General features: G+C 65.1%; 21 protein-coding genes and 1 other RNA gene. 14 read left to right on the top strand and 8 right to left on the bottom strand.

Annotation, left to right across the window (positions count from 1 at the left end):
- Positions 1-99: 99 nt before the first annotated feature.
- The 10 genes from rpmH to dapE all read left to right on the top strand — a co-directional run bounded on the left by rpmH (position 100) and on the right by dapE (position 8,913).
- Positions 100-234, top strand: coding sequence for a 50S ribosomal protein L34 (gene rpmH / locus MTX23_RS03380; RefSeq protein WP_008542748.1), 135 nt, complete (start codon positions 100-102; stop codon positions 232-234).
- Between the two features lie 30 nt (positions 235-264).
- Positions 265-630, top strand: coding sequence for a ribonuclease P protein component (gene rnpA, locus MTX23_RS03375; RefSeq protein ID WP_280975227.1), 366 nt, complete (start codon positions 265-267; stop codon positions 628-630).
- Positions 631-633: 3 nt separating this feature from the next.
- Positions 634-2,484: a membrane protein insertase YidC gene (gene yidC / locus MTX23_RS03370; RefSeq protein ID WP_280975226.1), complete on the top strand. Its 1,851-nt coding sequence runs from the start codon at positions 634-636 to the stop codon at positions 2,482-2,484.
- A 129-nt stretch (positions 2,485-2,613) separates the two neighbouring features.
- Complete coding sequence (yihA, locus tag MTX23_RS03365) at positions 2,614-3,264, top strand: ribosome biogenesis GTP-binding protein YihA/YsxC (protein ID WP_280975225.1); 651 nt, start codon at positions 2,614-2,616, stop codon at positions 3,262-3,264.
- A complete protein-coding gene (locus MTX23_RS03360; protein ID WP_280975224.1) occupies positions 3,264-3,632 on the top strand; it encodes a DUF423 domain-containing protein in 369 nt (122 codons plus the stop codon). Before yihA ends, MTX23_RS03360 begins: the two co-directional genes overlap by 1 nt.
- Positions 3,633-3,832: 200 nt before the next feature.
- Entirely contained in the window at positions 3,833-4,726 is an 894-nt protein-coding gene (gene argB / locus MTX23_RS03355; protein WP_280975223.1) for an acetylglutamate kinase, read from the top strand.
- Positions 4,727-4,878: 152 nt separating this feature from the next.
- A complete protein-coding gene (locus MTX23_RS03350) occupies positions 4,879-5,865 on the top strand; it encodes a DUF1036 domain-containing protein (RefSeq protein ID WP_348637564.1) in 987 nt (328 codons plus the stop codon).
- A 142-nt stretch (positions 5,866-6,007) separates the two neighbouring features.
- On the top strand, positions 6,008-6,703 hold the full coding sequence (locus MTX23_RS03345) for a pyrimidine 5'-nucleotidase (protein ID WP_280975221.1): 696 nt from the start codon (positions 6,008-6,010) through the stop codon (positions 6,701-6,703).
- 94 nt (positions 6,704-6,797) lie between these two features.
- Positions 6,798-7,643, top strand: coding sequence for a 2,3,4,5-tetrahydropyridine-2,6-dicarboxylate N-succinyltransferase (gene dapD / locus MTX23_RS03340; RefSeq protein ID WP_280975220.1), 846 nt, complete (start codon positions 6,798-6,800; stop codon positions 7,641-7,643).
- A gap of 103 nt (positions 7,644-7,746) precedes the next feature.
- Positions 7,747-8,913 (top strand): succinyl-diaminopimelate desuccinylase, encoded by a 1,167-nt coding sequence (dapE, locus tag MTX23_RS03335; RefSeq protein WP_280975219.1) that lies wholly within the window; start codon positions 7,747-7,749, stop codon positions 8,911-8,913.
- A gap of 63 nt (positions 8,914-8,976) precedes the next feature.
- On the opposite strand, the gene truA is transcribed toward dapE, so the two are convergent.
- The 3 genes from truA to def form a co-directional block, all read right to left on the bottom strand.
- Complete coding sequence (gene truA / locus MTX23_RS03330) at positions 8,977-9,714, bottom strand: tRNA pseudouridine(38-40) synthase TruA (protein WP_280975218.1); 738 nt, start codon at positions 9,712-9,714, stop codon at positions 8,977-8,979.
- Positions 9,715-9,847: 133 nt separating this feature from the next.
- Positions 9,848-10,783 carry a methionyl-tRNA formyltransferase gene (fmt, locus tag MTX23_RS03325; protein ID WP_280977964.1) on the bottom strand — a complete coding sequence of 312 codons (936 nt, stop codon included), beginning with the start codon at positions 10,781-10,783 and terminating at the stop codon, positions 9,848-9,850.
- 135 nt (positions 10,784-10,918) lie between these two features.
- A complete protein-coding gene (gene def, locus MTX23_RS03320; RefSeq protein WP_280975217.1) occupies positions 10,919-11,446 on the bottom strand; it encodes a peptide deformylase in 528 nt (175 codons plus the stop codon).
- Positions 11,447-11,616: 170 nt separating this feature from the next.
- On the opposite strand from def, the gene rmuC reads away from it, so the two are divergent.
- The 3 genes from rmuC to MTX23_RS03305 all read left to right on the top strand — a co-directional run bounded on the left by rmuC (position 11,617) and on the right by MTX23_RS03305 (position 14,708).
- A complete protein-coding gene (gene rmuC / locus MTX23_RS03315) occupies positions 11,617-12,825 on the top strand; it encodes a DNA recombination protein RmuC (RefSeq protein WP_280975216.1) in 1,209 nt (402 codons plus the stop codon).
- Between the two features lie 78 nt (positions 12,826-12,903).
- The gene (locus MTX23_RS03310) at positions 12,904-13,197 is read left to right on the top strand and encodes a GIY-YIG nuclease family protein (RefSeq protein ID WP_280975215.1); all 294 of its coding nucleotides are present in this window, start codon (positions 12,904-12,906) and stop codon (positions 13,195-13,197) included.
- Positions 13,198-13,337: 140 nt separating this feature from the next.
- A complete protein-coding gene (locus MTX23_RS03305; protein ID WP_280975214.1) occupies positions 13,338-14,708 on the top strand; it encodes an MFS transporter in 1,371 nt (456 codons plus the stop codon).
- Positions 14,709-14,870: 162 nt separating this feature from the next.
- Here the strand turns inward: MTX23_RS03305 and MTX23_RS03300 are convergent, their stop codons facing one another.
- From MTX23_RS03300 to ffs, 5 genes are all read right to left on the bottom strand, one after another.
- Positions 14,871-15,299 (bottom strand): hypothetical protein, encoded by a 429-nt coding sequence (locus tag MTX23_RS03300; RefSeq protein WP_280975213.1) that lies wholly within the window; start codon positions 15,297-15,299, stop codon positions 14,871-14,873.
- 147 nt (positions 15,300-15,446) lie between these two features.
- On the bottom strand, positions 15,447-16,052 hold the full coding sequence (gene recR, locus MTX23_RS03295) for a recombination mediator RecR (RefSeq protein WP_280975212.1): 606 nt from the start codon (positions 16,050-16,052) through the stop codon (positions 15,447-15,449).
- A complete protein-coding gene (locus tag MTX23_RS03290; RefSeq protein WP_280975211.1) occupies positions 16,053-16,373 on the bottom strand; it encodes a YbaB/EbfC family nucleoid-associated protein in 321 nt (106 codons plus the stop codon).
- A gap of 20 nt (positions 16,374-16,393) precedes the next feature.
- Positions 16,394-18,238, bottom strand: coding sequence for a DNA polymerase III subunit gamma/tau (locus MTX23_RS03285; protein WP_280975210.1), 1,845 nt, complete (start codon positions 18,236-18,238; stop codon positions 16,394-16,396).
- Between the two features lie 110 nt (positions 18,239-18,348).
- An RNA gene (ffs, locus tag MTX23_RS03280) (signal recognition particle sRNA small type) lies at positions 18,349-18,445 on the bottom strand.
- A gap of 97 nt (positions 18,446-18,542) precedes the next feature.
- Here ffs and MTX23_RS03275 point away from each other — a divergent pair.
- Entirely contained in the window at positions 18,543-18,962 is a 420-nt protein-coding gene (locus MTX23_RS03275; RefSeq protein WP_280975209.1) for an HIT family protein, read from the top strand.
- Position 18,963 lies beyond the last annotated feature (1 nt).

The raw sequence follows: 18,963 nt of genomic DNA, 5'->3' as shown, positions 1-18,963 counted from the left end.
GGCTCGTTTGGGGCCGCAACGGCCCGTTTTGGGCCCGCCAGCATCACCGGACTTCATCTCAATTCAACGGCAAATTGCCCGGTCAGCGGAGAATTACCCGTGAAGCGGACTTATCAACCCAGCAAACTGGTGCGCAAGCGCCGTCACGGCTTCCGCGCCCGTCTCGCCACGGCCGGCGGCCGCAAGGTCCTCGCCGCGCGCCGCGCGCGTGGCCGCAAGCGCCTGAGCGCCTGAGCCCGGACATCTCCTCTCCGGAGATTCTTTATGGATCGGCTAAGGCAGCGGGCGGACTTCCTCGCCGTTGCCAATGGCGCGCGGGCGAACAGCGCAGGCTTTGTGCTGCAAGCACGCCGCCGCGACGATGATGGCCCGATCCGCGTTGGCTTCACCGTCACCAAGAAAAACGGCACCGCGACCGAGCGCAACCGCATCCGCCGCCGGCTTCGCGAACTGGTGAAGCATGTCGACGTCATAGCGATGCGACCGCACCATGATTATGTGCTAGTCGGCCGCCGTGACGCGCTGACCCGTGACTTTGCGACCATGCTAGACGATCTGCGGTCGGCGCTGCGCCGCCTCGACCGGCCTGCGCCGAAGGCGCGTACTCCGAACGGAATGACGAGACCTTAAGAGATGTCCGACAACCGCAACACGATCCTTGCCGTCATTCTGTCCGGCCTCGTCCTGATCGCCTGGCAATATTTCTACAATGTGCCGCAGATGGAGAAGCAGCGCGCCGAGGCCCAGCGGCAGACCGAGTTGCAGAAACCGGCCCCCAAGGCGACCCCAAGCCAGACCACCACGACTCCCTCGCCGTCCGCCAGCGGCACGCCCACGACGACACCGTCGACGGCCGCCGCCGGGCCGGTGATCAGCCGCGAGGCGGCACTGGCCGCGGGTCCGCGCGTCAAGATCGACACCCCGCTCGTCACAGGCAGCATCTCGCTGAAGGGCGCACGCATCGACGACATTGCACTGGTCAAGTTCCGCGAGACGGTGGATCCGCATTCGCCGCCGATCGTGCTGTTCTCGCCGTCGCAGACCGCCGCCCCCTATTACGCCGAGTTCGGCTGGGTGCCCGCGACCGGATCGACGGCCCGCATCCCCGACCAGAACACGGTGTGGCAGCAGGAGGGTTCCGGCAGCCTGACGCCGACGACGCCGGTGACGCTGAAATACGACAATGGCGAGGGCCTGACCTTCCGCCGCACCATTTCGATCGACGACCGCTACCTCTTCACCATCAAGGACGAGGTCAGCAATGCTGGCAACGCGTCGGTCACGCTCTATCCGTTCGCGCTGATCGCGCGTCACGGCACGCCGCAGGTCTCCGGCTACTACATCCTGCATGAAGGCCTGATCGGCTATCTCGGCGAGCAGGGCCTGCAGGAATACGCCTACAAGAAGATCGACGACGCCAAGTCGCTCACCTTCGACGTCACCAACGGCTGGCTCGGCATGACCGACAAGTATTGGGCGGCGGCGCTGCTGCCCGACACCACGGCCAAGCTGCATGTGCGCTACTCGTCGGAAGCGGTCGGCAACACCCACAACTACCAGACCGACTATCTTCTGGCAGCGCAGACGCTCCCGGCTGGCGGCACTATCAGCGCCAACGCGCGGCTGTTCGCCGGCGCCAAGGAAGCCAGCGTGGTCGGCATCAACTTCCCGCTGGTCGGCTTCGGCGGCTACAACAAGGAGCTCGCGCTGAACCATTTCGATCTGTTGATCGACTGGGGCTGGTTCTACTTCATCACCAAGCCGATGTTCCTGGCGCTCGACTGGTTCTACCGCCTGTTCGGCAACTTCGGCGTCTCGATCCTGCTCGTTACCGTGATCGTGAAGCTCTTGTTCTTCCCGCTCGCCAACAAGTCCTACGCCTCGATGGCGAAGATGAAGTCGGTGCAGCCGCAGCTGCAGGCGCTGAAGGAACGCTATCCCGACGACCGCGTGAAGCAGCAGCAGGAGATGATGGAGATCTACAAGAAGGAGAAGATCAACCCGATCGCCGGTTGTCTTCCCGTCGCGCTCCAGATCCCGGTATTCTTCTCGCTCTACAAGGTGCTGTTCGTTACGATCGAAATGCGGCATGCGCCGTTCTTCGGCTGGATCAAGGACCTCTCGGCGCCCGATCCGACCAATCTGTTCACGCTGTTCGGCCTGCTGCACTACGATCCGACGCAGCTTCCGATCTTCGGTCACTATCTGGCGCTCGGCATCTGGCCGATCATCATGGGCATCACGATGTGGTTCCAGATGAAGCTCAATCCGACGCCGCCGGATCCGACGCAGAAGATCATCTTCGACTGGATGCCGCTGATCTTCACCTTCATGCTGGCGGGCTTCCCGGCCGGACTGGTGATCTACTGGGCCTGGAACAACACGCTCTCGGTGCTGCAGCAGAGCTTCATCATGCGCCGCAACGGCGTGAAGGTGGAATTGTTCGACAATCTGAAGGCCACGTTCATCAGGAAGGCGACGTAGCGCTTTCAGGCAAATCAGCCTTCTCAATCACGATGCCCGGCCTTGTGCCGGGCATCAACGTATTGGAGCGTGACAAGCGTGAGACGTGGATGGCCGGGAAGCCCGGCATCAGAGCGGGGATGCTTCGGAATGACCGTCGAACCGGACGCAAGACTGATCGAGCAGGGGCGAAAGCTGTTCGCCGGCGACTGGCGCTTCATCTGGGCGTCGCCCTCGATCGCAACGCTGCCGCCGATGGCCGGCCTTGAGGTCGCCTTTGCCGGCCGCTCCAATGTCGGCAAGTCGAGCCTGATCAACGCGCTGACCGGCCGCAGCAATCTGGCGCGGACCTCACACACGCCGGGACGGACCCAGGAGCTGATCTTCTTCGAGGGCCCTGAAAAGGCCGGCTTCCGGCTGGTCGACATGCCCGGCTATGGCTACGCCTCCGCCCCCAAGACCAAGGTCGCGTCGTGGACGGAGTTGATCCACAAATTCCTACTCGGACGGGCGACGCTAGCGCGGGTCTATGTGCTGATCGATGCCCGCCACGGCATCAAGGACGTCGATCTCGACGTGCTGAAGAGGCTCGACAAGTCCGCGGTCAGCTATCAGGTCGTGTTGACCAAGGCCGACCAGGTCAAACCCAGCGAACTGAAGACCGTCATCGCCGACACCACGGCGACGCTGGCAAAGCACCCGGCAGCATTCCCCGAGGTGCTGGTGACATCGTCGCGCACCGGCGACGGCATGCCGGAGCTGCGCGCCGCGATGGTACGCCTGATCGAGGAACGGCGCTGATGAACGGCTTGCCCCGGCTCCTGACCGGCCTTGCCGCCGTCATGGGCGTCTGCGGCGTGATGCCGGCGGCGGCCGCAGCCCATTTGCCGGATGCCTCGCGGCTGGGCGCGGCATCCTCGATGCTGCTGTTTCATGCTACCGCGACGCTCGCAACCGTTGCGCTCGCGGACCGCGCCGTTGTTCATCCGCGGACCGGGATCGCCGCGGCCTGCGGCTTCGTCATCGCGGCGTCATTGTTCGCGGGCGACCTGACGGCGCGCCAATATGCCGGCCACGGCCTGTTTCCGATGGCCGCGCCGACCGGCGGAACATTGCTGATCCTGAGCTGGCTGGTGCTCGTGGTCGCAGCTGTGTGGCCGAAGCGCTGACCGGTAGCCCGGATAGAGCCGACGGATCGCACGAATGCGCGCCTGATGACAGGCTCCACCAGATCCGGCCTGCCGCTCGAGGCGAAAAGACCCGGATTGCGCTTCGCTCCATCCGGGCTACGAATAGCTCCCGCTTTGCGCACTGCCCGGCAATCAGATAGAACCGCGCCCGACCCTCCGCTGACGACGAGACCAGCTCCATGACCGACCAGCACATCAGCCCGCTCGATCAGGCCCGCATCCTGTCCGAGGCGCTGCCGCACATGCAGCAATATGACGAAGAGACCATCGTCATCAAATATGGCGGCCATGCCATGGGCGCCGAGGACACTGCAAAGGCCTTCGCGCGCGACATCGTGCTGCTCGAACAGACGGCGGTCAACCCGGTGGTCGTTCATGGCGGCGGTCCGCAGATCGCGACCATGCTGCAGCGCCTCGGCATCCAGTCCGAATTCGCGGCCGGCCTGCGCATCACCGACGCCGCGACCATCGAGATCGTCGAGATGGTGCTGGCCGGCTCGGTCAACAAGCAGATCGTCGGCTACATCAACGAGGCCGGCGGCAAGGCCGTGGGCCTCTCCGGCAAGGACGGCAACATGGTGAAGGCGTCGAAGACGACCCGCACCATGATCGATCCGGGCTCCAATATCGAGAAGGCGATCGATCTCGGTTTCGTCGGCGATCCCGAGAAGGTCGACCTCACGCTGCTCAATCAGCTGATCGGCTATGAGCTGATCCCGGTGCTGGCGCCGCTGGCGACCTCGAAGGACGGCCAGACGCTGAACATCAACGCCGACACCTTTGCCGGTGCGATCGCGGGCGCGCTGAAGGCCAAGCGCCTTCTGCTGCTGACTGACGTGCCCGGCGTGCTCGACAAGTCCAAGAAGCTGATCCCCGACCTGTCGATCAAGGACGCCCGCAAGCTGATCGCCGACGGCACCATTTCCGGCGGCATGATCCCGAAGGTCGAGACATGCATCTACGCGCTCGAACAGGGCGTGCAGGGCGTCGTGATCATCGACGGCAAGATGCAGCATGCGGTGCTGCTCGAACTCTTCACCAACCAGGGGACCGGCACGCTGATCCACAAGTGATGGCAGGCGCGGCCAAGCGATCGAGGGCCATCACGGCCGGGTTTGTCCCGGCCATCCCCGCCCTGCGCAATGAGCGCGAGAGGCTTCCCTATGCCCAGATCGTAGCGGCGCTGACGCGGTCGCAGCGGCGATCCCCGCTCGTGCGGCTCATGATGTCGCTCCCGGCCGCGATCGTTTCGCTGCTGTTCTCGTCGGCGCCGGCGCATGCCGACCTGAAACTGTGCAACCGCATGAGCTATGTGATCGAGGCCGCGATCGGCATCGACGACAAGGCCGCGACCGCGACCCGGGGCTGGTTCCGCATCGATCCCGCGACCTGCCGCGTCGTGGTGCAGGGCGCGCTGACCGCCGACCGCGTGTTGCTCAACGCCCGCGTGCTCGGCGTCTACGGCGCCTCGCCGATCCCGCAAAACGGCACCGATACGCTCTGCGTCGCGCAGGACAATTTCGTGATCGCGGCTGCGCGCCAGTGCCGTTCGGGCCAGACGCCTGCGCAGTTCACCCAGATCAGGCCGACGCAGACCGATGACGGCAACCTCGTCGCCTACCTCGCCGAGGACAGCGAGTACGACGACGAGCAGGCGCGGCTCGCCGGCATCCAGCGCCTGCTGGTGATCGCGGGCTACGACGCCGCGCCGATCGACGGCGTCGACGGCCCGAAGACACAGGCCGCGCTCTCCGCATTCCTCAAGAGCCGCGGACTCGCAAGCGACATCGTGCAGTCACCGAACTTCTTCGCCACCATGATCGACGCCGTGCAGAAGCCGTCGCCATCGGGGCTCACCTGGTGCAACGACACGCCGCACAAGGTGATGGCGGCGGTCGCGACCGATGACGGCAAGGCGGTGACCAGCCGCGGCTGGTATCGCATCGATCCCGGCAAGTGCCTGCATCCCGACGTGTCAGGCACGCCAAAGCAGATCTACTCCTTCGCCGAGGCCGTCGACGGCGACAACCGCACCATCCGCATCAAGGACAAGCCGCTGAACTGGGGCGGCACGAAGGAGCTCTGCACCCGCGACAGCAAATTCGAGGTCAACGACCAGGGCGACTGCGCCAACCGCGGCCTCACGGCGATCGGCTTCGCGCCGGTCGACATGACCAGCGGCGGCAAGACGCTGCACTTTGCGATGCCGTGATGCGGTTCAGATGTTACCCGACCCCAACTCGTCCTCACCTGCGAAAGCGGGTGATCCAGTCCGCCGCGACATCAGCGTCCCTCTCGCAGGCCGCGGCGTACCGGATGCCCGCATGCACGGGCATGACAGCCGAGAGAATGCCATGAAGACGCCCCGCACCTTCGCGCACATCGACACCTGGGTGTTCGATCTCGACAACACGCTGTACCCGCACCACGTCAATCTTTGGCAACAGGTCGATGCGCGGATCGGCGAGTTCGTCGGCAACTGGCTGGGCGTGACGCCGGAGGAGGCGCGCCGGATTCAGAAGGACTACTACCTGCGCTACGGCACCACCATGCGCGGCATGATGACTGAGCACGGCGTGCGCGCCGACGATTTTCTCGCCTATGTGCACAAGATCGACCACTCGCCGCTCGAACCGAACCCGGCGATGGGGGCAGCGATCGCGAAGCTGCCCGGGCGCAAGCTGATCCTGACCAACGGCTCGACCGACCATGTCGATGCGGTGCTCGGCCGGCTCGGCATCGGTCACCATTTCCAAGGCGTATTCGATATCATCGCCGCCGAACTCGAGCCGAAGCCCGCGCCGCAGACCTACCAGAAGTTCCTGAAACTTCATGACGTCGATCCCACCAAGGCCGCGATGTTCGAAGACCTCGCGCGCAACCTCGTGGTGCCGCACGAGCTCGGCATGACCACCGTGCTGGTGGTGCCCGACGGCAGCCGGGAGGTGGTGCGCGAAGCCTGGGAGCTGGAAGGCCGTGACGCCGCTCATGTCGATCATGTCACCGACGATTTGACTGGGTTCTTGCAGCGGCTGGGCCGCACACCGTAGATGGGGTACATCGCGGCGTCAGCCTTGACTCCGCCGCCCCAAATCCCGAAAAAGCGATCCAAATCCCCCGCAAATTCCGCTGAAGGATCGCCCAATGTCCCTCTCCGCCCTCGAATCCACCGTCAACGCCGCGTTCGACGCCCGCGAAGGCATTTCGACCTCGACCAAGGGTGAGGTCCGCGACGCCGTGGATCACGCGCTCGAGCTGCTCGACAAGGGCGAGGCCCGCGTCGCCGAGCGGGAGACCAGCGGCAAGTGGAAGGTCAATCAGTGGCTGAAGAAGGCGGTGCTGCTCTCGTTCCGCCTCAACGACATGGGCCAGATCCCGGGCGGCCCGGGCAAGGCGTCGTGGTGGGACAAGGTACCCTCGAAGTTCGAGGGTTGGGGCGAGAACCGCTTCCGCGACGCCGGCTTCCGCGCGGTGCCGGGCGCGATCGTCCGCCGCTCGGCCTTCATCGCCCGCAACGTCGTGCTGATGCCCTCCTTCGTCAATCTCGGCGCCTATGTCGATGAATCGACCATGATCGACACTTGGTCGACCGTCGGCTCCTGCGCCCAGATCGGCAAGCGCGTGCACATCTCCGGCGGCGTCGGCATCGGCGGCGTGCTCGAGCCGCTGCAGGCCGAGCCTGTGATCGTCGAGGACGATTGCTTCATCGGCGCTCGCTCGGAAGTCGCCGAGGGCGTGATCGTGCGCAAGGGCGCGGTGCTGGCGATGGGCGTCTTCCTCGGCGCCTCCACCAAGATCGTCGATCGCGAGACCGGCGAGGTCTTCCTCGGCGAGGTCCCGGAATATTCGGTCGTGGTGCCCGGCACGCTGCCGGCCAAGCCGCTCAAGAACGGCCAGCCCGGTCCGGCCACTGCCTGCGCCGTCATCGTCAAGCGCGTCGACGAGCGCACCCGCGCCAAGACCAGCATCAACGAGCTGCTGCGGGACTGAGACGCGCAGCCGGCCTTTCCATCACCGTCATGCCGAGGGGGCCGCGCAAGGGGCCCTCTCACAAGGCTGGCCCACCCGCAGCGTGACGTGTTAAGCGGGAGGTATGACTGATGCCGTCTCCATCACCCGCGATCTCGTTCGTTGCCCCTCCGTCACCCCGGCCGACGCCGGCGCGCTCGGCGTTCTGGAAAATCTGCTGAAGGCCGCAGGTTTCGAGGTCCATCGCGTGACCTTCTCCGAGCACGGCACCGCCGACATCGACAATCTCTATGCCCGCATCGGCAGCGCGGCGCCGCACATCACCTTCGCCGGCCACACCGACGTGGTGCCGCCGGGAGATGAATCCGCGTGGACGGTCGGCGCGTTCTCCGGCGAGGTGAAGGACGGCTATCTCTACGGCCGCGGCGCGGTCGACATGAAGGGTGGCATCGCCTGCAGCGTCGCTGCGGTGCTGCAATATCTGAAGGACCATGGCGGCAAGCCGCAAGAAAACGGTAACGGCTCGATCTCGTTCCTGATCACCGGCGACGAGGAAGACGTCTCGATCAACGGCACGGTCAAGCTTCTGAAATGGTGCGCCGAACGCGGCGAGACGTTCGATCACTGCGTGCTCGGCGAGCCCTCGAATGTCGAGGTGCTCGGCGACATGATCAAGATCGGCCGCCGCGGCTCGCAATCCGGCACGCTTGTTGTCGATGGCGTGCAGGGCCATGTCGCCTACCCGCACCGCGCCTCGAACCCGGTGCCGGACATTTCGCGGCTGATCGTGGCGCTGAGCGACGAGCCGCTCGACCACGGCAGCGCGCAATTCCAGGCCTCGAACCTCGAATTCACCTCCGTCGATGTCGGCAACAGCGCGAGCAACGTGATCCCCGGCCAGGCCCGCGCGAAGTTCAACATCCGCTACAACGACAATCACACCCAGGAGAGCCTGCGCCGGCTGGTCGACGAGCGCCTGGCAAAGGCCTGCGGCAATCGCATCCGCGCCCGCATCGAATGGATGCCGTCGAACTCCAACGTGTTCGTCACCAAACCCGGCTCGTTCACCGATCTCGCCGTCGCCGCGATCGAGGAGATCACCGGCCGCAAGCCGGAGCTGTCCACTTCGGGCGGCACTTCGGATGCGCGCTTCATCTCCAGCTATTGCCCGGTGATCGAATTCGGCCTGGTCGGCCAGACCATGCACCAGATCGACGAGCGCACGCCGGTGGCCGACCTGGAGAAGCTGACGCGGATATATCGGGGCGTGTTGGACAGATATTTTGCGTAGTCCAGCCGCACGGCTGGACAAAAACATCGAAAACAACCCCATGCACAGTAGGGGTTGGGGCCACTAGTAATCGACCCGCACCAGATACAGTCCCTCCGGCGGCGCGACCGGGCCGCAGGCGGCACGATCCCTGGCGGCAAGCGCTGTGGAAAGATCATCCGCGCTCCAGCGGCCCTCGCCGACCCAGACCAGCGATCCCACCATCGAGCGCACCTGGCTGTGCAGGAACGAGCGCGCCGAGGTCACGATGTTCACGGCATCGCCATCGCGCGTGACGTCGAGCTGATCGAGCGTCTTCTCCGGCGACCTGGCCTGACACTCGGTGTCGCGGAAGGTGGTGAAATCGTGCTTGCCGAGCAGCCGCTGCGCGGCCGTGTGCATGGCCACAGCGTCGAGCGCACGCGGCACACGCCAGACGCGCCCGATGTCGAGCGCGAGGTTCGCGCGGGTGTTGACGATGCGATAGAGATAATGCCGCTTCGTTGCCGAGAAGCGCGCCTCGAAATCGTCAGGCACAATGTCGGCCGCAAGGATCGCAATCGGATGCGGGCGCAGATGCGCGTTCAGCCCGTCGCGCAAACGACCCGGCGGAAAGCTCTTGGCGATGTCGCAATGCGCGACCTGGCCGCGCGCGTGCACGCCGGCATCGGTGCGGCCGGCGCCATGGACGCGGACGTCTTCACCGCAGATCGCCTTGACCGCCGCCTCCAGGGCGCCCTGCACGGTCGGCGCCGTTTCCTGGATCTGCCAGCCGGAGAACGGCGTGCCGTCATATTCGATGGTGAGCTTGTAGCGGGGCATTTTGTTCCGATGTCATCGTCCGCCTTGTGCGCAATTGCGCACTGGGGCGGACGATCCAGTACTCCGTGATGTCCCAGTTCGACTTCGAGGCCGCGGCGTACTGGATACCCCGCCTGCGCGGGGTACGACAGTGCTAGGTCAGCCTCGCCCCCGGCTTCAGCGGCGTGCCGCGCAGAAAATCCGCGGCCTTCATCGGCGCCTTGCCGGCACGCTGCAGCTCGAGAATTCGGATCGCGCCGTCGCAGCAGGCGATCGCAAGGTTGTCGTCGAGCACGTCACCGGGCGCGCCCGAGCCCCTGGCCAACTCGCAGCGCAGGATTTTCAAGCGCACCGGCTCGCCGTCGCCTGCGAGCTCGCACCAGGCACCCGGGAATGGCGAGAGCCCGTGAATGTGCCGCAGCACCACGTGCGCCGGCTTGCTCCAGTCGATCTTCGCCTCGGCCTTCTCGATCTTGGCGGCGTAGGTGACGCCATCCTCGCTCTGCTTCGTCAGCTGCAAACCGCCGCGCTCCAGCCCGCCCATCGCGCGCACCATCAGGTCGGCGCCGAGCGGCGCCAGCGCATCGTGGAGGTCTGATGCCGTCATGCTGTCCGAGATGGCGAGCCGCTCAGCCATCGCGACGTCGCCGGTGTCGAGGCCGACATCCATCTTCATCACCATCACGCCGCTCTCGGCGTCGCCGGCCATGATGGCGCGGTTGATCGGAGCGGCGCCGCGCCAGCGCGGCAGCAGCGAGGCATGCAGGTTGAAGCAGCCGAATTTCGGCGCGTCGAGAATTGCCTGCGGCAGGATCATGCCATAGGCCACGACGACGGCGGCATCCGCATCATGCGCGCGGAATTCCCCGAGCGCGTCCGGCGTCTTCAACGTCTTTGGCGTCAGAACGGGAATGCCGAGCCGCCGCGCCTCGCGCTCGACCGGCGTCGGCTGCAATTGCAGGCCGCGGCGTCCGCCCGGCTTCGGCGCGCGAGTATAGACGGCCACGACCTCATGGCCGTGCGCCACCAGCTCCAGCAGCGTCGGCACCGCGAAATCGGGCGTGCCCATGAAGATCAGGCGGAGAGGCATCAACAGCACTCGCTGCGTTCCCTCCCCCCTTGTGGGGGAGGTCTAGGGAGAGGGGTAGCGGCGGCGGTGTCCGGGGCTGCTCCACGAGAACGGTATGCGCGCATCGCGCAAGCGAAAACGCTGTTCACACCGCACCTACTCCGCCACGCGCTTGGCGGCTTTGGTAAACTTCTTCAGCACGCGGTCGCGCTTGAGCTTCGACAGGTAGTCGACGAACAGCACGCCGTTGAGGTGGTCGATCTCGTGCTGGATACAGGTGGCGTAGAGGCCTTCCGCGTCCTCCTCGTGCACCTTGCCGTCGAGATCCAGGAAACGGACGCGCACGCGCGCGGGACGCTCGACCTCCTCGTAATATTCGGGGATCGACAGGCAGCCCTCTTCGTAGACCGAGAGCTCCTCCGAGCGTGCGATGATCTCCGGATTGATGAAGACGCGCGGCTTCGGCGTCGTCTCGCCGTTCTCGTCGCGCTTGGCGAGGTCCATGGTGATCAGCCGGAGCGGCTGTGCGACCTGGATCGCCGCCAGTCCGATGCCGGGCGCGTCATACATGGTCTCGAACATGTCGTCGGCGAGCTTGCGGATCTCCGGCGTCACCTTCTCGACAGGTTTCGACACCAGCCGCAACTGCTTATCCGGCAGAATGATGATTTCTCTGATAGCCATGCGCGCGATTTAAGCCGCTGACCTGCGGGGGTCAATGCGCTCCGGAACTGGTTAAGGCATCCTTAGCCACGTTTCTTCAACTTGCGTTAACCAAGAAATTCAACGAAGGATTAATCATAAATGTTCCCTCTTCGTTCGCGCCAGGCAGCGAATCGGTTACAACGGCCGGCATGGACGAGATCCTCCTGACCATCGGTGACCTGCCCGTCCGCGTCTCCGACGCGCTGATCGCCCTTGGCGTGCTGGCATTGCTCCTGCTGCTGACCATTGCCCTGGTGATCGCGCGGGCCAGCAGGCGCGGCGCGGAACTCGCCATGGCGCAGACCATCCGCGCCGACGAGCTGGAGGAACGGCTGGCCGACATGCTGCGCGCCCAAAGCGAGGCCTCCGGGCGGGTCGACGCCATGGCCCAGGCGCTGGCCGGCCGCCAGGCTGAGATGGCGCGCGCCGTCAACGAGCGGCTGGATTCGGTCACACACCGGGTCGGCCAGTCGATGGAACAATCGACGCGCAACACGATGGACAGCCTGCGCGTGCTGCACGAGCGGCTCGGCATCATCGACCATGCCCACAAGAACCTCAACGAGCTCACCACCCAGGTGACCACGCTGCGCGACGTGCTCGCCAACAAGCAGTCGCGCGGCGCCTTCGGCCAGGCACGGATGGAGGCGATCGTTCAGGACGGCATGCCGAAGGGCTCCTACGAGTTCCAGTACACGCTGACCACGGGGAAGCGGCCGGATTGCGTGGTGTTCCTGCCCGACCAGCGGCCGCTCTGCATCGACGCGAAGTTTCCGCTGGAGGCGATGACCGCACTGCACGACGCACGCAGCGACGAGGAGCGCAAATTCGCCAGCCAGCGGCTGCGCAGCGACGTGCTGAAGCATGTCAGCGACATCGCGGAAAAATACCTGATCCCCGGCGAGACCCAGGACACCGCGCTGATGTTCGTGCCGTCGGAATCGGTTTATGCCGAGATCCATGACGGCTTCGACGATGTGATCCAGAAGGCCTATCGCGCCCGTGTCGTACTGGTGTCGCCCTCGCTATTGATGCTGGCGATCCAGGTGATGCAGCAGATCCTGAAGGACGCGCGGATCCGCGACGCCGCCGACCAGATCCGCAACGAGGTGATGCATCTCGGCGACGATCTGGCGCGCCTGCGCGAGCGCGTGGTGAAGCTGCAAAACCACTTCGGCCAGGTGAACGAAGACGTCAGGCAGATCCTGATCTCCGCCGACAAGATCGAGAAGCGGGCCGGCCGCATCGAGGAACTGGATTTCAGCAAGTCCGAGGCCCCGATCGAGGTCCCCCGCTTCGTCAAGGGCGCGACGCCCGAGCTGTTCCCCGCCCCGCGCAAGCTGCAGGCGGGGGAGTAGTATTAGGCGCTGATTTCGCCACATAATCGCTGTCATCGCCCGGCTTGACCGGGCGACCCAGTATCCCAGAGGCGGCAGATGGGATCACGCAGCTTCTACATCCTCGCAAGCCGCATCGGCGGCACGCTCTATATCGGTGTGACAAATGACCTCGTTCGGCGAGTTGGGGAGCACAGACTGAAGCTCATCAAGAGCTTTACTGAGAAATATGATGTGGTGAAGCTTGTTTACTTCGAACAGTTCGATGATCCAGAGAACGCGATTCGGCGCGAGAAACGATTGAAGAAATGGAATCGAGCCTGGAAGGTCCGTTTGATCGAAGAGCGCAATCCAGACTGGGAAGACTTGTATCCGGGAATTGCAGGTGTCTAATTGTGCGTCATGCCCCGCGAAGGCGGGGCATCCAGTACGCCGGGACGTAGGTGGCTGGACGGAATCGTCACGGAGTACTGGATCGTCCGCCCCAGTGCGCAATTGCGCACAAGGCGGACGATGACCTCACGATGGGATAGATGACCACACCCGAAGCGACCGCCCCCTCGCCGGAAAAGGCTGCATCCACCCCCCTCTCCTGGCGCGACAGTCTTGCCGTGTACTTGCAGCCGCGGGTGCTGATCGTGATGCTGCTCGGCTTCTCCTCGGGCCTGCCGCTGGCGCTGTCGGGCTCGACGTTGCAGGTATGGATGAAGGAGGCTGGCGTTGACCTCGGCACCATCGGGCTGCTCGCACTGATCGGCACGCCCTACACGCTGAAGTTCCTCTGGGCGCCCCTGGTCGATGCGCTGCATGTCCCGCTGTTCACGCAGCTCTTCGGGCGCCGCCGCGGCTGGCTGGTGTTCTCGCAGCTGCTGCTGATCGCCGCGATCCTCGTGCTGGCGATGGCCGATCCGGCGCGATCGCCGTGGTTTGCGGCCTTTGCCGCACTCCTCGTCGCGACCGCCTCGTCGACACAGGACATCGTGGTCGACGCGTTCCGCGTCGAGAGCCTGCCTGAACCCGAGCAAGCCGCCGGCATGGCATCCTATGTCGCGGCCTACCGCGTCGGCATGCTGGTCTCGACAGCCGGCGCACTGTTCATCGTCAGCGGCTTTGAATCGGCCGGACTCGCACGCCCCTCGGCCTGGATGTGGGGCTATGTGGTGATGGCCGCGCTGATCCTGATCGGCACCATCATTGCGCTGGCCGCGACCGAGCCCACGCAATCCAAGAACGCCGAAGCGGCGACGCATGCGCAGAATGCGGTCCAGCGCGTGCTCCACGCGGCGCTTGGCGCGTTTTCCGAATTCCTCAGCCGCAAGGACGCCTTCGCGGCGCTGGCCTTCGTGGTGCTGTTCAAGTTCACCGACGCGTTTTCCGGCACCATGACCGCGCCGTTCGTGATCGATATCGGCTTTTCCAAGGTCGACTATGCCGCGATCGTGAAGGGCGTCGGGCTTGCCGCAACGCTGATCGGCGGCTTTGCCGGCGGCTTCGTCGCGCGGCGCTACTCGCTCGCGACCAGCCTATGGATCGGCGGCGTGCTGCAGGCGATCGCCAATCTCGCGTTCTCCTGGCTCGCGCATGTCGGCGTCAATCAGTGGGCGCTGGCGCTCGCGATCACGGCGGAGAACTTCACCAGCGCCATCGGCACCGTGATCTTCGTCGCCTATCTGTCGGCGCTGTGCCGCAATCCGCTACACACCGCAACCCAGTATGCCCTGCTGACCGCGCTGGCCGCGGTCGGCCGTACCTACCTGTCGTCGGGCGCCGGCTATGTAGCGAAGGCCGTGGGCTGGCCGGTCTTCTTCATGATCTGCGTACTGGTCGCGATCCCGAGCCTGTTGCTGCTCGCCTGGCTGCAGCGGCGCAAGCATTTTGAAGAGCTGGGGCCGGTGAGGGTTTAGCTCAACTGTCGTCACCCGCCACCGGGTCGCGCGAACGCGCGCCCGATGACAGGCTCCAGCGGGTGATCCAGTATTCAAGAGGCGTTCTATTCGATGTAAAAGCTGCGGCGTACTGGATCGCCCGGTCGAGCCGGGCGATGACACCGAAATTGCGGCACAAACTTACTTCGTCACCACGCTCCATTTCGTGACGATGGCTTCGCTCATCTGGCCGGCGTCCTGAGCGCAGGCGATCTCATCGACCTTCACCGAGATTTCCTTGCCGGTGAGACTCCTGAGCTGCGCGGCTTGGGCCTCGCTGGTCGGGACCAATTGGAACGTCTCCGGTCCGGTCTCGAGGTTGCAGAGACCGTTCGGCGGCGGCAGACGGCGCGGCTCGCTGGTGATCTGGTAGGTCGCGACGCGCTTGCCGCCCCTCTTGGCGTCGCGCACGCGCATGGCGTTGAGTTCCCCCGACAGCACGTCACCGGCCCTGATCAGCTTGCCGGGCTTCTGCGGCGCGTCGTTCTGCTGCGCCCCGGCGCAGGGCCCGAGCAACAACGCAGCCAGAAGCGCAAAGCCCAAGCGTACGCCGAATCGGTGTGTCGTCATTTCCAATGGTTCCGTATCTGATTCGTCAGAGCGTGAATGACCGTCCCCGAATCGTCATCCAACCCTATCATGTTGTTTCAGCGCGATCTTTTCCGACTGCGCTGATCGCATGGTGATGCCGCGGCACCCCGCTGGTTGGATCGCGATCTAGAACAGCGTCCGCTGCCGCATGGCTGCGGATAGCGTACCTTCATCGAGGTAATCAAGCTCGCCGCCGACCGGCACACCATGCGCCAGCCGCGTCACCCGCACATTGGCTTCCGTCAGAAGGTCGGTGATGTAATGCGCGGTGGTCTGACCATCGACGGTTGCGTTGAGCGCCAGGATGATCTCGCTGACCTCAGGCGCGTGTGCGCGGGCCACCAGCTGATCGATGGAGAGGTCCTGCGGGCCGACGCCGTCGAGCGGCGACAGCGTCGCGCCCAGCACGTGATAGCGACCGTTGGTCGCATTCGCCCGTTCCAGCGCCCAGAGATCGGCGACATCGGCGACCACAACGATGATCGAGGGATCACGGCGCGGATCGGTGCACACCGTGCAGGGGTTTTGTGTATCGATGTTTCCGCAGGTCTTGCAGACCTGGATCTTGTCGATCGCAACCTGCAGGGCCGCGGTGAGCGGCGTCATCAGCGCTTCGCGCTTCTTGATCAGATGCAGCGCGGCGCGCCGCGCCGAGCGCGGGCCAAGCCCGGGCAACCGCGCCAGCAAATGGATCAGGCGCTCAATCTCGGGGCCGGCGACGCTTGCAGCCATTTAGGTGAGACCAAGTCCCGGCGGCAGGCCGAGCCCGCCGGTCAGCGCCGCCATCTTCTCCTGCATCGCGGCCTCCGCCTTGCGGCGGGCATCGCCATGCGCGGTGACGAGCAGGTCCTCGAGCACCTCGCGCTCCTCCGGCTTCATCAGCGAGGGATCGATCTTGACGCCCTTCACTTCCATCTTCGCGGTCATGCGCACCGCGACCAGACCGCCGCCGGAAATGCCCTCGACCTCGACATTACCGAGCTCTTCCTGCATCGCCTGCATCTTGGATTGCAGCTGCGCTGCCTGTTTCATCATGCCAAGGAAATCAGCCATGCGTGCACCCTGTCATCAGATCAATCGTCGTCGCTGTCGGAAGTTTCAATCGGATCCTCTGTCATATCCGACGCTGGCGGCTCGGCGGCGAGGCGACGCACCTCGACCACCCGCGTGCCGGGGAAGCGCGCCAGCACCTCCTGCACGCGCGGATCGGCCTCGGCGGCGCGCTGGTGCTCGCTCCGCGCCAGCTCGTTCTGCGAGCGCACGGTGGGCTGGCCCGCCTCGTTGGAGATGATCACGGTCCAGCGCCGCCCGGTCCACAGTTCGAGCTTGCGCGAGAGATCGGTGACGAGGCCGCGCGAGGCCTTCGGCTCAAGCGCGATCTCGAGCTGTCCGTCCTCGATGCGGACCAGCCGCACGTCGGCTTCCAGCGCGCTCTTGGTCATGAGGTCGCGCTTCTCGCCGGCGAGCGCAATCAGTTGCGGAAAGCTCGCAATCCGCAGCACCGGCGCGGCGTCAGTAGCCGGCGCGGCCATCTGCGGACGCGCAGCCAGATCGGCGCGCGGCGCGGCCTGCGGCGCACGGACCGGAGCGGAGGGCATCGCGGACATCGCCGGTGTTGACGCGCCGCGGGACGGTGCCGAGGCGCCCGACGTCGCAGGCGCGGCGCCACCGCCATTCTGCTCGATCATCCGGATCGCTTCATCCGGGGTCGGCAGGTCGGCGACATAGGCGATCCGCACCAGCACCATCTCGGCGGCGGCCGCCGGACGCGTCGCGGTTTGTACTTCGGTGATGCCCTTGAGCAGCATCTGCCACATCCGTGACAGCACCCGCATCGACAGTTTTGCGGCGAATTCACGCGCGCGCACGCGCTCGGTCTCGCCGAACGCGACGTTGTCGGCGGTCGCCGGCACGACCTTCACGCGGGTGACGAAATTGACGAACTCGGCGAGGTCGGACAGCACCACGACCGGATCGGCGCCGACATCGTACTGCGCGCGGAACTCGGCGAAGGCACCGGCGATATCGCCGCGCGCCAGCGAATCGAACAGATCGATCACGCGGGTGCGGTCGGCCAGCCCCAGCATCTGCCTGACCGCATCGGCCTTCACCTGGCCCGCGGCATGCGCGATCGCCTGGTCGAACAGCGATAGCGAATCGCGTACCGAGCCTTCCGCGGCGCGGGCAATGATGCCGAGCGCCTCGGGCTCGACCTCGACGCCTTCCTTGGTCGCAATGTTTCCAAGGTGCTTCATCAGCACATCGGCTTCCACGCGGCGCAAGTCGAAGCGCTGGCAGCGCGAGAGCACGGTGATCGGAACCTTGCGGATTTCGGTGGTGGCGAACACGAACTTGGCGTGCTCCGGCGGTTCCTCCAGCGTCTTCAGGAAGGCGTTGAAGGCCGCGGTCGACAGCATGTGGACTTCGTCGATGATGTAGACCTTGTAGCGCGCGCTTGCCGGCGCATAGCGCACGCTGTCGTTGATCTGGCGCACATCGTCGACGCCGGTATGTGACGCGGCGTCCATCTCCAGCACGTCCATGTGCCGGCTTTCCATGATCGCCTGGCAGTGGATGCCGAGATCGGGCATGTGGATGGTCGGCCCCTTCACCGAGCCGTCCGGCTTCTCGTAGTTCAACGCACGGGCAAGGATGCGGGCGGTGGTGGTCTTGCCGACCCCGCGCACGCCGGTCAGGATCCAGGCCTGCGGAATCCGCCCGGTCTCGAATGCATTCGAGACGGTACGTACCATCGCCTCCTGGCCGATCAGATCCTCGAAGCTGGAGGGGCGGTATTTGCGGGCGAGAACGCGGTAGGGCTTGGCGGCATCGGGCGCACCGCCGAGGTCAAAGCCGCCGTCGAGGCTCCGTTGGCCTGCGCCGTCGGGCTGATGGGAGGGGGCGCCAGCGTCGTTCATGCGTCGATCCGCAACTTGGATTTCTCTTGCAGCCGGCGTGCGGATGGGAGCCGAAATCGAGCGCCGGGCGCGGAGACCGCCAATCCAGCGCGATTCGCTCGGAAAAACAGGTAGGAGACTGACGAGCGACCCGATCCGGACCTCGTTAGGGCTGCTTCCTTCCGGACCTGACCCGGTTGGCGAGTGGCTCGTCCACCGCCAATCTCCCGGTCCCTATTTGGGGCCAAAAGAGCCGGAAAGCAAGCCGCCTGACCATGGTTTGTGGGACTTGTAAGGGAACACGGAAAGGCATTACTTCCCCCTCATGCCCGCCTCCAACTGGACGCTGCATTCGCAGCTCAAGAAAGACACCATCGACATCGGCGACCTGCCGCTGTGCAAGGTGCTCGTCATCAAGGACGCGAATTATCCCTGGCTCCTGCTGGTGCCGCGGCGCGACGGCGCGGTCGAGATCATCGACCTCGACGAGGTCGAGCAGGCGCAGCTGATGACGGAGACCTCCCGGGTCGCGCGGGCTCTGAAAGAGATCACCAAGTGCGACAAGCTGAATATCGCGGCACTCGGCAATCTGGTCCCGCAGCTTCACGTCCATGTCATCGCACGCCGCACCAGCGACGCTGCATGGCCGCGTCCCGTTTGGGGTGCGATGCCGCCGCTGGCGCATGACGCCGAGGAAGTGCAAAATTTCATCAACGCGCTTCGCCGCAAGATCTGGTTGGGTTGAA

The organism is Bradyrhizobium sp. ISRA436 (assembly GCF_029910015.1).
GTDB lineage: Bacteria > Pseudomonadota > Alphaproteobacteria > Rhizobiales > Xanthobacteraceae > Bradyrhizobium.
Note: the sequence above shows the minus strand (reverse complement) of the source record. Positions and strands in the feature narration are given on the sequence as shown.

Bases quoted from the DNA above. Each gene is read 5' to 3' on its own strand.
- rnpA (WP_280975227.1), top strand. From the start codon at position 265: ATGGATCGGCTAAGGCAGCGGGCGGACTTCCTCGCCGTTGCCAATGGC.
- yidC (WP_280975226.1), top strand. From the start codon at position 634: ATGTCCGACAACCGCAACACGATCCTTGCCGTCATTCTGTCCGGCCTC.
- yihA (WP_280975225.1), top strand. From the start codon at position 2,614: ATGACCGTCGAACCGGACGCAAGACTGATCGAGCAGGGGCGAAAGCTG.
- MTX23_RS03360 (WP_280975224.1), top strand. From the start codon at position 3,264: ATGAACGGCTTGCCCCGGCTCCTGACCGGCCTTGCCGCCGTCATGGGC.
- argB (WP_280975223.1), top strand. From the start codon at position 3,833: ATGACCGACCAGCACATCAGCCCGCTCGATCAGGCCCGCATCCTGTCC.
- MTX23_RS03350 (WP_348637564.1), top strand. From the start codon at position 4,879: ATGTCGCTCCCGGCCGCGATCGTTTCGCTGCTGTTCTCGTCGGCGCCG.
- MTX23_RS03345 (WP_280975221.1), top strand. From the start codon at position 6,008: ATGAAGACGCCCCGCACCTTCGCGCACATCGACACCTGGGTGTTCGAT.
- dapD (WP_280975220.1), top strand. From the start codon at position 6,798: ATGTCCCTCTCCGCCCTCGAATCCACCGTCAACGCCGCGTTCGACGCC.
- dapE (WP_280975219.1), top strand. From the start codon at position 7,747: ATGACTGATGCCGTCTCCATCACCCGCGATCTCGTTCGTTGCCCCTCC.
- truA (WP_280975218.1), bottom strand. From the start codon at position 9,714: ATGCCCCGCTACAAGCTCACCATCGAATATGACGGCACGCCGTTCTCC.
- fmt (WP_280977964.1), bottom strand. From the start codon at position 10,783: ATGCCTCTCCGCCTGATCTTCATGGGCACGCCCGATTTCGCGGTGCCG.
- def (WP_280975217.1), bottom strand. From the start codon at position 11,446: ATGGCTATCAGAGAAATCATCATTCTGCCGGATAAGCAGTTGCGGCTG.
- rmuC (WP_280975216.1), top strand. From the start codon at position 11,617: ATGGACGAGATCCTCCTGACCATCGGTGACCTGCCCGTCCGCGTCTCC.
- MTX23_RS03310 (WP_280975215.1), top strand. From the start codon at position 12,904: ATGGGATCACGCAGCTTCTACATCCTCGCAAGCCGCATCGGCGGCACG.
- MTX23_RS03305 (WP_280975214.1), top strand. From the start codon at position 13,338: ATGACCACACCCGAAGCGACCGCCCCCTCGCCGGAAAAGGCTGCATCC.
- MTX23_RS03300 (WP_280975213.1), bottom strand. From the start codon at position 15,299: ATGACGACACACCGATTCGGCGTACGCTTGGGCTTTGCGCTTCTGGCT.
- recR (WP_280975212.1), bottom strand. From the start codon at position 16,052: ATGGCTGCAAGCGTCGCCGGCCCCGAGATTGAGCGCCTGATCCATTTG.
- MTX23_RS03290 (WP_280975211.1), bottom strand. From the start codon at position 16,373: ATGGCTGATTTCCTTGGCATGATGAAACAGGCAGCGCAGCTGCAATCC.
- MTX23_RS03285 (WP_280975210.1), bottom strand. From the start codon at position 18,238: ATGAACGACGCTGGCGCCCCCTCCCATCAGCCCGACGGCGCAGGCCAA.
- MTX23_RS03275 (WP_280975209.1), top strand. From the start codon at position 18,543: ATGCCCGCCTCCAACTGGACGCTGCATTCGCAGCTCAAGAAAGACACC.